Raw genomic sequence first — 12457 nt, forward strand, 5'->3', positions numbered from 1 at the left:
TTATATCTGAAATAGTTCATACAGAAGACTCCTTTTTGTTAAAATTATACTATAAATTCAACTTTGCAACAGAACCCTCTATTTTTTATTCCAATAGTCATAGGATATTTTTCATCTAACTTTTTTGAAATAAAAACATTTAAAAAATAATGCATTATTGCTAAGCTCAAAAACAAAACGAAAATCCAAATGATGCCGTAAATATTTTGTTCTAAACCTTCTAACTCACCTACAAAGATTCCAAATAGTCCTAAAAACATAAAAATAATACCAAATGTTATTAATCTAATCGTAAAAAATTCATTTTTACGATAATTAAACTGCCTTTGTTGTTCTTTAGATATTTCCATTATTTCCTTCTCCTTATCAGAAGACGAGATAGATTCGAATAGTTCATTGACTGTAACATCTAATGCATTTGAGACACTTTTAAGTGTTTCACTACTAACTTCTTCTCCAGCCTCCATTCTTTGGATTGTTCTCACTGTTACGTAAGACTTTTCTGCTAAGTTTTCTTGAGTTAATGATTTTTGTTTTCTAATTTCTGCAATTTTTGATTTATTCATACCAATAAACTACTCCTCACCTAAAAAAATGAACACGAAAAATTGCCGACAGATGGACGACAATAACACGAAGGTTAATTTGAAATTATATTCTTGAAAGAAAATATATATCTAATTTTACAAAAAGAGTAAGAAAGGATATACTGAAAATGACAAAAGAAAAGACACAAGTGCGCTAACACTCGTGCCTTAGTAAGCCCGTTAAAAAGACGGTAGCCTTTAATAATTTTCGATTAAAATAACCATTAACCGGCTAAAGTTGGATGGTTATTTTTTTGGTTATTACTAATTAATACTAAACCGATGATGGTTAAAAAAATCATCAGCATTTCATAATCAGACAATGCTAGTCCTTTCTAGGAGCAAAAACCAAAACCATAGGCATCACCCCATTTTCATGAGATTAGCCACCATCAATCCAACTTGCTTACATTAACTATTATATAGATGTAAGCAAGTTTTTTAAAGTTACGTTTAAACATATAACTTTTCAAATGTATGCACGTATATAATATGCAAGCATACATGATACATGCATAAAGTATGCAACACTTGAATATATAACATCACCAGCGTCTAGAAAATAGACGAATCAATACCATCTATTTTTTAGACGCTCAATTATTGTTAATCAACGTATTTCTGAAAAAGAACAAAAAGCCCATTCAATTACGGCAATTTGGAATTTTGAAAAACAAAATTATTACTTGAAGAATTTGTAATGCTAGCTGATCAGCTAGCATTTTTTATGTTGATTTAAACTTTGATATTTAGTCTTTTCATACAAAAAATACAAAAAAATGAATATCCTATATATCCTAGAGTTGTTCAAATCTAGGATATTCGTATCCTAGACCTTGAATAAAGACCGTCAAATCAATGAAAAAAATATCCTAGTGGAAGCTCTGAGTGGTATTTGTGTAACATGTTGCATTATATGTACTAATACACTTTTCTGTTTCGTAGGTTGAAAATACGGATTTACTTCAATTGCTTTAATATCAAGGTTTTGGTGTTGTTTGCATGAGCAAATGAGTGCAACGAATGTTAGGAAAATCTTTCAGCTATGCTGAATACCACCAGGGGTGGTACTGGATTTCCTTATGCTCATGTAAAATATCCTACGCAAATATCCTAAGTTTTTGACGGTGTATATTTTATGTATAAATCAAGTAGGGATATTTTTCTGTTATAAGCTCATATTTACGCTTTAAACGCTTATATTGGGATTTGAGTATAAAACCCATAAGAAATACAGAGTTTGCTCTAAATACCCCCTTAAAATGCAAAATGAGATTATTAATTATAAAACGTTCAAACAAAAAAACTCTTAATAAGTCTTTTCAACTTATTAAGAGCAATTGTTAAATTAATTACGGAACTAATTGATTAGTTCTGGCGGAGGAGCTACAACTCCTCCTTCATTTCAATTATAACAAGAACACGCATTTATGCCGAGAAAATTTATTGAACAATGAGAAGAACCCTTAACTAAACTTGAAGACGAATGTCGGCATAGCGTGAGCTATTAAGCCGACGATTCGACAAGTTTAGGGTTTGTTAAGGGTTCAGAGGCTCGTTGTCAATAAAGCAATTGGAATAAAGCAACACTTAGGAATGAAAATAGAACACTTGAGAATTATAGAACAAATGAATTTTTGTGTTTGTTAATATGAAATCGGATTCAAATTATTAATAAAGGAGAATGATGGAAAATGAAAAAGATAACTTTCTCTATTTTATCTATTATTATACTTTTAAGTTTTTGTATTCCTTCAGGGTTTCAAGATGTAAAAGCTGAAAGCGGAGAAGTGAATAAACCTACGAGTAATGTTGACAGTAAAACTAAACAAGATGTTATTAATATGGTTAAAAATTCGGCGGTTTATAAAGAACATGCAAACTCAACTTCTATTGATTCAATAAAAGATGAAAATATTATTGTTCACTTAGATAAAGGAGAAAATACTAATGTGTATTCTGTTAATTACATATTTGGTAAAGAATTAGCTCAAAAGAACAATAATCTTGCTATGATTGAATTAAAATATAACGAAGCGAATAAAGAGATTTTTTATGATCACATGATGTATTCAAAATTTGTTAAACATGATAATAAAGAATATATCAACATGAAGGGTACTTTAAATGACAAACCTTACTATGAGTTTAATATAGATCAAAAAGGTCATTACTATGACAAAAACTTTAAAATTACAACTAAAGATAAAATTGAACAAGAATCCTTTGAAAACTTACCACCTAAGGAACGCGGATGGTGTGAGTGGGCAGTCGGTGCGTTATGCGGTACTGGTGGAGCAGGAGGATGTTGGGCAGCAGCTGCTGCATTAGGTATTACTACCGGTTGGGGTGGATTTTCATTAGCCACAATTTGCGGTTTAATAACATCTCTTGGCTGTACTGGTGCAACTAACTATATTTGTAAATAGGAAAAGGTGATTACATGGCAATGTTTATAATGATATTTCTTTTTGTATATTCTATTGTAATTACATTGATGTATTTTAATAAAAAGAAGTAAAAATTTTAAGACCCCGAATAATTCGGGGTCTTAAAATTGGAACGAGTGAAACGAGTTCCTTCTTGTCTTGATATCAATAATAGATGTTATGTTTGGCTTAACCAATGAAGAGAAAAAGGAATTAGAAAATATGGAAATGCGTAAAGTTGAATTTAAATATAAACTCGTTCTTACAGAAAAAATGATGAAATGCTAGGATAATAAGCAGTTAAAATAGCAGTTCAACACATGTACACTTAACACAAGTGTTTATTGCACATGTGTTAGTTAACTAAATTATCTATATGTGTCACTTTATTCGATATATGAGAATGATTTTACCTAATAAATGAGAAAAGCAACGCACTATATTAAAATGCGTTGCTTTTTCTATTATCGAATACCTATAACTAAACTATCTCTAGCTGTTTCTACAACTTCTGTACTTATTTTATCTAAACCATTTATATCCATAATTTAATTTCTTTTTGGAGGCCACACAAAATATGAAATACAAATAATTAAGTCTATAATAATAACAATTGTCCAAATATGAATAACACCATCCATAGCTTCTGTACGACTTTTATCATTAATTAAATAAACAATTAAATGTAAAATCCCAGTACCTATAATGTAAGACAGTAAATGTTTCAACCAACTTTTAGCATAGTTTTTAGAGTAAGCTAAACCGTCAAGTTTATAAGGTTTGGAACCTTGCTTCATCACATAATATCTAAATCTATCATCTGCCCAATTTATCATGCTTTTGCCAAAGACAAGAGAAATTGAAATATAAACTGCTGCTATAGCATGTGGCATTTCAGCTGTTGCACCATTCATAAGGTCTACAACCGTTGTTATAAGGAGTATTAAATCTATAATAGGCGTAAGTGCAAGGAAGAATAAACCTAATGTTTGTTGATTTAATATATATCTTGTTACTAAACCAAGTAATATTACAAACCAAAAGGCTATTTCACAAAAAATTATAAGCCATATTATAAAATTCACGGGCCGTCCTCCTTTATTTCGTTAATCTAACTATTTCTTCATCAACAATGATTTGAATATCATCGTTTGAAACACCGTTTGGATTAAGCAATTTATGTAAAGCTAAACCGTCAATTAATGCATGTAATTTCATCGAATTAAGATGAATATTCACATTGTTCTTCAGCAAATGATCGTTTTTTAATAATGTCAAAATACTATTACATAATTGATCTAACCCATCATCAAGTGTACTTTGACCATACTCATGTATGTCATTGCGAAACGCCATCCAAACTTCCATATCAGCTAGTCTCTCTTTATCCAATGGTAGTACTGTTAATAAACTCGCTTTTGCTTTATCTATTGTAGTAAGGTTTTCAGATTTAAATATTGCTTCAATTCTCCTCCTTACTTTTAATTCTACTGTAGACATTACAGCATTTAATAACTCTGAATGATTCGGAAAATAATATCTAATCTGTCCAGGTGTCATATCAGCTAATTTCGCAATTTGTCTTACAGTAGATCCCTTAACTCCTTTTTCTACAATGGAGTCGAAAGCGTATTGAATGATTTGTTTTTTCTTTTCTTTATGATTAATTATTTTTGGCATAGTTATATGTTAACACATTTTAATACAGTTGTGTTAAAAAAAGTGTACAGAAAACACCCCCATTTTCTGTACACTCGTTTTTTATGTCTAAATAAGTATGTATTACATAGAATTATGTGTTCAAAAACCCAACAAAAAATCTATGTTCACAAAAGACCTTGTGATTAAGTTATGGTACACTGAAGGTGTATATAGGAGGTTTGTATTTTGAAAATAGGTTATGCAAGAGTTTCAACTGGATTACAAAATTTAAATTTACAGGAAGATCGATTAAATACACATGGTTGTGAAAAGATATTTAATGACCATATGAGTGGTTCAAAAAGTAAAAGACCTGGTTTAGATAAAGCAATTGAATTTGCGAGGTCAGGAGATACCATTGTTGTTTGGAGACTAGATAGACTAGGACGTAACATGGAGGATTTAATCACATTAGTTAATGAACTTAACGAACGAGGCGTGAGTTTTCATAGTTTAGAAGAAAATATAACGATGGATAAATCAAGTTCTACAGGACAATTATTATTTCATTTATTCGCAGCATTTGCAGAATTTGAACGTAATTTAATTTTAGAACGTTCTTCAGCTGGCCGAATTGCGGCACGTGCAAGAGGAAGATATGGAGGGAGGCCTGAAAAATTAAATAAACAAGATTTGAATTTACTTAAGACGCTTTATGATAATGGCACACCCATTAAAACAATAGCAGAACAATGGCAAGTTTCACGTACAACTATTTATCGTTACCTCAATAAATTGGAGGACAAGGAAGATGAAAAACAAGGAGAAGTATCTAACTAATTTTTCTGAAGCCAAACGTAAAGAAGCTACTCAAAAGTACAATATAATAAAACCTTTTACCTTGGGAAATCAATCTTTATCAAGACAAGAAGAAACTCGTTTCACTCGTTTCAAAAACCACCTCCTTTTGACATTAACGTACCGTAATACATTACAATAAATAAAAATAAAAAAAGAGGTGGAAACAATGGAGTTTTATCAAATGCCAATGTTTAATAAAGTGCTAGTTAAAGACATTGAAAAAGCAGAAAAATGGTATGAAAAAACACTTGGTTTTAAAAGTGTTTTTAAATTTAGAAATGATAAAAATGAAGTGCTAATGAATCATTTAAGACTAGAAAAATATCAAGATTTAATGCTAATTTCTCAAAGAGATTTTGAAGTTGGAAACTCAATATATTTAAACATCTTAGTAAAAGATATCGAAGAAAAGTCAGAAAATATTTCAGAAAAATTTATAGTAAGTCAATTAGAAGAACAACCATGGAACGCTAAAGAAATGACAATAAAAGATCCAGATGGACACTTAATAACACTTACTCAATCAAATATTAGCGATACTGATTTTGAAAAATTAATGAAACAAACTTCTAAAGATTATTAGATAACAAATCTATATTGCTTTATTCCAATTGCTTTATTGACGTTGAGCCTCGGAACCCTTAACAATCCCAAAACTTGTCGAATGGTCGGCTTAATAGCTCACGCTATGCCGACATTCGTCTGCAAGTTTAGTTAAGGGTTCTTCTCAACGCACAATAAATTTTCTCGGCATAAATGCGTGTTCTATTTTTTATAAACGTTAACTTAACACAAGATGAGTACAATAAAATTCAAAAATTAGCAGAAATTTGTCATCTTAACCCAACCAGCTATACAAAACTTGTTGCTTTAGGTAATCGCATTAAGCCAACAGTTATTAAAAGCGAAGATAATACGAATGATTTGCATGAAATCATAGAGCGACTCAAGAGCAGTAATAACACTTTAAAAAGCGAGAGAGATATATTCAAAGAAAAAGCTAATCTGTTTGACCTTTTTCTTGAACATGTAAATGAAAATGCCTTTATTGATTTTGATAGTTTCAAACATGACACAGAATTAAGAAAAGCTATTATGAATTTCAAACAAGACAGAGAAACCCTTTAATTAGGTTACTCTGTCTTTTTCTTATTTATATACAAAGATAAGTTTAATTTTGTTTCTAGAGTGAATGAACAGCGTCTTTTTGAAAATACATGAATAATTCAGGTTGAATTAATTTATCTTTTAGTCTGTGCTTTTTTAATGGCCTTTAAAGGGCCAAAGAATAACCAAAAAATAATAATGCTAACATTTACAACTAACCAATAAATAAGCCAAAATGCATCCTCGAACGGAACAAAAAAGAAAGATATCAATATCAATGTAGTAATTAAACCTACACACAGGCATACTCGGTAGAATTCATTCCATTGATAACTTATATTAGCACTCTTATCTACTTTTATAGGTTTACTTCCAGCTGACCATTTGTAGGCAGCCCATTTATCGGCCCATTGAATGGTCCTACGACCATAAATCAAAGAAAAACCTATAAAAACAGCAGTTAATCCATGAAAAAAGTTGGTTTTGCCCCATAAAATAGATGCACAAAAATAACGATCATTTGTAAAATATTAATAATTACCGTCATAATCAACATTGATATGGAAATCTTTTTAAAACCAAGTTGATATCTTAAAATAACACTAATTAGCAAGAAAAACCAAAATGTTATTTCTCCTATAAATATAATTAAAACAGGTAAATTCATAAATATTTCCTTTCAAAAAAACTCTTATCTCTCTCTAATTTACCCCTTTGTTCATTTTCTATGAGTAATCGTTTTCCCTAATCGTTGTGAATTGAATCATAGCTAATACAAACAAGTACATACTTACTTGTTATAAAATTCTCAAAAGCTTCTTTGAATTTCATATTACCAACTCCTTAGTTGCTTTATTCCAATTGCTTTATTGACGTTGAGCCTCTGAACCCTTAACAATCCCAAAACTTGTCGAATGGTCGGCTTAATAGCTCACGCTATGCCGACATTCGTCTTCAAGTTTAGTTAAGGGTTCAGAGGCTCGTTGTTAATAAAGCAATCTTGAGTATAACAATATTGTTAGTTTGGATCCTTTTTTTCTTTGTTAGTATTGATGTAAACAAAGTTTAAGGGAGGGCAAAAATTATGACTTTAGACATTTTAGGTTATGTATTCGGAATAGGTTTTGTTGTGTTTGGAATTTCTGCTTTGGTTCTCTGGGGAAATGAAATTTATAAAATTATAAGTAAAAGTAATAAAAGAGTTAGTTATAAACTGAGTATTTACTGTGCTGGAATAGCTATTATATGTGCTTTAGTTTTGGTTATTACAGCTAATGTTTTTTAGGTTTTGGAAACGAGTTTCTTCTTATTTTGAGAGGCGAAAAAAAGATTTGTAGGTACTAAAGATATAATTTTAGAGCATACTCTAAATACCCCTTTAAAATGAAAAAATAAGGATATTGGATTATCACGCGAAAATTTTAGTTTTAGGTGGAATAAAAATAATAATCCTTTAGGAAGTTTATAAGAAACTATAAAATAATACAAAACGGCTGGGTCCTAAAAACCCAGCCGTTTTGTATTGACTTAATATTATATAGATGTTATCATTATCTAGTATTTGTATGGAAGGATACCCAAGTCTGGCTATAAGGGGATTAATATTTAATATTAATTAGGAGCTTTTTGCTCGCGTTGGTTCGAATCCTTCTCCTTCCGCTAAAAAACACTCCAGTTATATAACTGGAGTGTTTTTTATATTTTATTTTTAAGTATAAAAAATTTGAATAAAAGAGGTTTGAAAGGTTTGATAAAATCACCAATATACTCTTCAAGGTTCTACTGCAAAATAAAAAATATGGCTAATCACTAATTTATCATGTCAGTGTTCGCTTAACTTGCCAGCATGATGCTAATTTCGTGGCATGGCGAAAATACGTAGATCTGAAGAGACCTGCGGTTCTTTTTATATAGAGCGTAAATACATTCAATACCTTTTAAAGTATTCTTTGCCGTATTGATACTTTGATACCTTGTCTTTCTTACTTTAAGATGACGGTGATCTTGCTCAATGAGGTTATTCAGATATTTCGATGTACAATGACAGTCAGGTTTAAGTTTAAAAGCTTTAATTACTTTAGACATTGAAGGTGCCTAATCTGTAATTACCTTTTGAGGTTGACCAAATTGTTTAATGAGATATTTGATAAACGCATATGCTGAATGATTATCTCGTTGCTTACGCAGCCAAATATCTAATGTATGTCCCTCTGCATCGATGAACGTTTACACCACGTTCCCTTAATATTTCAGATATATCACGATAACTCAATGCATATCTTAAATAGTAGCCGACGGCTACAGTGATAACATCCTTGTTAAATTATTTATATCTGAAATAGTTCATACAGAAGACTCCTTTTTTTGTTAAAATTATACTATAAATTTAACTTTGCAACAGAAACTAGGAGGACAATTATATGTATTTTACAACTTTGACAGAAAAAGAATATGAAGATTTTATCCATAGTAGACCAGTACATTTCACACAATCTATAGATCAATATCGATTTCGTAAAAATGAAAATAATGATGTTCACTTGGTTGGAGTTAAAGACAATGATGAGGTCATAGGTGCTTGTTTACTATCTGAAGCAAGAGCGTTAAAAATATTTAAATATTTTTATTCTCATAAGGGGCCGGTTCTTGACTATAATAATAAAATACTTGTTGATTGCTTTTTTAAAGGATTAACTAAATATTTAAAAAAACACAGAACATTATTTGCATCATTGGATCCGTATATTTTAGAAAATATCAGAAATACAGATGGAGAAATACTACATTCTTTTGATAATACACATTTAATAAATCAACTTTCAAAATTAGGATATAAACATCAAGGATATACAGTGGGTTATTCTCAAAAAAGTCAGATTCGTTGGTTGTCTGTATTGAATTTAAAAAATAAAAGTAAAGATAACATATGGAAAGATATGGAGTATCAAACACGACGGAATATCAAGAAATCCTTAGAAATGGGAGTTGAAACAACTACATTAGATATATCCGAAACAGGCCGGTTTTATCAGTTGTTTAAAATGGCTGAAGAAAGACATAATTTTAAGTACAGAGAGAATCCTTATAAATTTTTTAAAGAAGCTCAAGTGATGTATCCACAAAATTCAATGATTAAATTATCTTATATTAACTTACAAAATTATTTGAAACAGCTTGAAATTACAAGAGTGAAATTAAATAAATCAATGGAAACAATAAAAGATAAGCTTAAAGAAAATCCAAATTCTAAGAAAAGTAAATCTAAACATAAACAATTAGAACAAAAACTTCAAAGTAATAAAAAGAAAGTTCAAGAAGCACAAAGTTTAATTAATAGTGAAGGTAATACCTTAGATTTAGCAGCTGCTTTATATATATATAATAAAGATGAGGTTTACTATCTTTCTAGTGGTTCAAACCCTAATTTTTACCAATTTAAAGGAGCATATGCATTACAATGGAATATGATCCAGTTTGCACTAGATCATCAAATTCCAAGATATAATTTTTATGGAGTTACAGGAGACTTTAGTAAAGATGCTGATGATTATGGAGTGCAACAATTTAAAAAAGGATTTGGTGCACATATTGAAGAATATATTGGTGATTTTATTAAACCTATACATCCGGTATTTTATAAAATCTATCAATTTTTGAATGCATAAGCTATACAAATTAATTACCTATAATCAATTTATTATGTAAAGTAAAAAAAGAGAGCGTGTTTGCTCTCTTTTTTATTTTATTAATAAAATATTATAGTGATTTCTAGGATGCTATGAGATGATCTCATTTGCGTTGAAACAAGGTTTTTTAAAGCAAATCATTATCTTTTTTAATTCTGTAAATTGTCTGCCTTGTTATATTTACTTCTTTCGCAATTTTACTAATTGCTTGGCCTTCTTCTAACATTTCTACAACCCTATGATAAATAACACGTTTTTGAGGATCTTTAGCATTCGGTGCATAGAGTAAAGGACGTCCTTTATATACCCCTTTTTCTTTCGCAACTTTAATACCTTGTGCTTGTCTACGTTTACTTTCATTTCGTTCTTGTTCTGAAACCATTGCTAATATTTGGATGATTAAGTCTTTCATAAATTTATCTAATAAAGGATTGCCAATGACTTCATTCATCATCGGTAAACTAGTAATCATCAATTGGACTTCTTTATCTTTTAAATAATTAACTGTGTTAATCACTTCATCATAATTACGACCTAAGCGATCAATGGATTCTACTACAAATCTATCGCCCATTCTCACAAAGTTAAGTGCTTCTTGAAATATAGGTCTGTTTTCTACTGACTTTCCCGATTGTTTCTCTGTAAATATTTTCTCTACGCCAAATGTTTTCAAATTAGCTAGCTGTCTTTCTAAATTTTGGTCTATAGATGATACTCTCGCATAACCAACAATCATTGATTTCCACCTCATAATTAATATACACCCTAATCATACGTTCTAGTTATTGTAATTTCAATAACCTCATTTGTATGATTAGGGTGTACCTAAATAATACATGTACTTTTAACCATATTTCATATAGATAATTTAGTTAACTAACACATGTGCAATAAACACTTGTGTTAAGTGTACATGTGTTGAACTGCTATTTTAACTGCTTATTATCCTAGCATTTCATCATTTTTTTCTGTAAGAACGAGTTTATATTTAAATTCAACTTTACGCATTTCCATACTTTCTTATTCCTTTTTCTCTTCATTGGTTAAGCCAAACATAACATCTATTATTGATATCAAGACAAGAAGAAACTCGTTTTCAACTCGTTTCTAAAAATTAAAAAAGAGAGTAAAAATTAGGAGCCACTCTCTTTTTTAAAACCACTCAATAAACCAAAAATAAGAATTAAAGCAGAAATAAATAAACATAAAACAAAAAGACCATTAAATTCAGGTGTATTGAAAAAAGAAAACAATTCTAAGTTACTTAAATTACTAAGAAAACCACTATCATTGGGAGTTAGCTTCAAGTAATCAAAAACAAAAATTATAATAAATGTGCCAATTGTGAAAAGAATAGCTGAAATTAAATATTTTAAAAACTTACTCAATATACCCCTCCTTTTTTTATCAAATTACCAAAATTAGTTGCTTTATTCCAATTGCTTTATTGACGTTGAGCCTCGGAACCCTTAACAATCCCAAAACTTGTCGAATGGTCGGCTTAATAGCTCACGCTATGCCGACATTCGTCTGCAAGTTTAGTTAAGGGTTCTTCTCAACGCACAATAAATTTTCTCGGCATAAATACGTGGTCTACTTTTTATTCTTACTCACTTTGATAGCAAAAAATGCCATTCCAATACAAAACCACATACCTATAATTGATAACCAAATAGCAGCCATAAAATCACTCCTTTTTAGCAAACTTTATCACAAGAACTATTTAAAATTTTAAATACCTTTATTTTGAATTTTAAGGGGGCATTTTAAAGATTTAGGGGTAATTCATATAGTTTTATACCTAAAAACGTATATAAGCTCTTAAAACGCAAATGTGAACCAAATAAATATATCTTAATTTCACAAATTAAAATTCAAGCAAATCCAGTGTTGAATTTTTTAGACACTGCCCAGTTACATGCAAACTAAAATTTTGCATATAATCCTTCAAAAAGTGAATCCGGTTTTTAGTTCCTGCAGGGGCAAATTTCTGTAAAAAATACCGAAATCTTGATTTTGTCCAAAATGCTTTGTAAGAGCATAAGGGAAATATGCATACATTTAAAAATGGGTTCTGTTGCAAAGTTGAATTTATAGTATAATTTTAACAAAAAGGAGTCTTCTGTATGAACTATTTCAGATATAA

11 protein-coding genes, 1 tRNA gene and 4 pseudogenes are annotated in these 12457 nt (G+C 29.9%); 8 read left to right on the top strand and 8 right to left on the bottom strand.

The window, feature by feature from the left end:
- Positions 1–44 precede the first annotated feature (44 nt).
- Both ACSBRB_RS10455 and ACSBRB_RS10460 read right to left on the bottom strand, forming a co-directional pair.
- A complete protein-coding gene (locus tag ACSBRB_RS10455) occupies positions 45–566 on the bottom strand; it encodes a helix-turn-helix domain-containing protein (RefSeq protein ID WP_435032719.1) in 522 nt (173 codons plus the stop codon).
- 245 nt (positions 567–811) lie between these two features.
- A pseudogene (locus tag ACSBRB_RS10460) lies at positions 812–932 on the bottom strand (hypothetical protein).
- A 284-nt stretch (positions 933–1216) separates the two neighbouring features.
- On the opposite strand from ACSBRB_RS10460, the pseudogene ACSBRB_RS10465 reads away from it, so the two are divergent.
- Positions 1217–1288, top strand: a pseudogene (locus ACSBRB_RS10465) (protein rep); the annotation flags it as partial.
- A 993-nt stretch (positions 1289–2281) separates the two neighbouring features.
- Entirely contained in the window at positions 2282–3016 is a 735-nt protein-coding gene (locus tag ACSBRB_RS10470; RefSeq protein ID WP_435032720.1) for a halocin C8 precursor-like protein, read from the top strand.
- A 464-nt stretch (positions 3017–3480) separates the two neighbouring features.
- On the opposite strand, the pseudogene ACSBRB_RS10475 reads toward ACSBRB_RS10470, so the two are convergent.
- From ACSBRB_RS10475 to ACSBRB_RS10485, 3 genes and pseudogenes are all read right to left on the bottom strand, one after another.
- Positions 3481–3564, bottom strand: a pseudogene (locus tag ACSBRB_RS10475) (AAA family ATPase); the annotation flags it as partial.
- Complete coding sequence (locus ACSBRB_RS10480) at positions 3565–4101, bottom strand: hypothetical protein (RefSeq protein ID WP_002451368.1); 537 nt, start codon at positions 4099–4101, stop codon at positions 3565–3567. It lies immediately after the preceding pseudogene.
- 13 nt (positions 4102–4114) lie between these two features.
- A complete protein-coding gene (locus tag ACSBRB_RS10485) occupies positions 4115–4696 on the bottom strand; it encodes a TetR/AcrR family transcriptional regulator (RefSeq protein WP_001124173.1) in 582 nt (193 codons plus the stop codon).
- Between the two features lie 207 nt (positions 4697–4903).
- Between ACSBRB_RS10485 and ACSBRB_RS10490 the strand changes: the two genes are divergently transcribed.
- From ACSBRB_RS10490 to ACSBRB_RS10510, 5 genes are all read left to right on the top strand, one after another.
- Positions 4904–5497 (top strand): recombinase family protein, encoded by a 594-nt coding sequence (locus ACSBRB_RS10490; protein ID WP_000690636.1) that lies wholly within the window; start codon positions 4904–4906, stop codon positions 5495–5497.
- A gap of 187 nt (positions 5498–5684) precedes the next feature.
- Entirely contained in the window at positions 5685–6101 is a 417-nt protein-coding gene (locus tag ACSBRB_RS10495; protein ID WP_107640988.1) for a VOC family protein, read from the top strand.
- Between the two features lie 173 nt (positions 6102–6274).
- Complete coding sequence (locus ACSBRB_RS10500; RefSeq protein ID WP_435032721.1) at positions 6275–6646, top strand: plasmid mobilization protein; 372 nt, start codon at positions 6275–6277, stop codon at positions 6644–6646.
- A 1063-nt stretch (positions 6647–7709) separates the two neighbouring features.
- The gene (locus ACSBRB_RS10505) at positions 7710–7910 is read left to right on the top strand and encodes a hypothetical protein (protein ID WP_435032722.1); all 201 of its coding nucleotides are present in this window, start codon (positions 7710–7712) and stop codon (positions 7908–7910) included.
- Between the two features lie 282 nt (positions 7911–8192).
- Positions 8193–8284, top strand: a tRNA-Lys gene (locus ACSBRB_RS10510).
- 174 nt (positions 8285–8458) lie between these two features.
- On the opposite strand, the pseudogene ACSBRB_RS10515 reads toward ACSBRB_RS10510, so the two are convergent.
- Positions 8459–8933, bottom strand: a pseudogene (locus tag ACSBRB_RS10515) (DDE-type integrase/transposase/recombinase).
- A 112-nt stretch (positions 8934–9045) separates the two neighbouring features.
- Here ACSBRB_RS10515 and ACSBRB_RS10520 point away from each other — a divergent pair.
- Entirely contained in the window at positions 9046–10290 is a 1245-nt protein-coding gene (locus ACSBRB_RS10520; RefSeq protein ID WP_145468642.1) for an aminoacyltransferase, read from the top strand.
- A 148-nt stretch (positions 10291–10438) separates the two neighbouring features.
- On the opposite strand, the gene ACSBRB_RS10525 is transcribed toward ACSBRB_RS10520, so the two are convergent.
- A complete protein-coding gene (locus tag ACSBRB_RS10525) occupies positions 10439–11047 on the bottom strand; it encodes a recombinase family protein (RefSeq protein ID WP_017176851.1) in 609 nt (202 codons plus the stop codon).
- 397 nt (positions 11048–11444) lie between these two features.
- Entirely contained in the window at positions 11445–11699 is a 255-nt protein-coding gene (locus ACSBRB_RS10530; protein ID WP_435032723.1) for a hypothetical protein, read from the bottom strand.
- Positions 11700–12457: the final 758 nt, after the last annotated feature.

It is taken from the genome of Staphylococcus auricularis (assembly GCF_051172115.1).
GTDB classification, from domain to species: domain Bacteria; phylum Bacillota; class Bacilli; order Staphylococcales; family Staphylococcaceae; genus Staphylococcus; species Staphylococcus auricularis_A.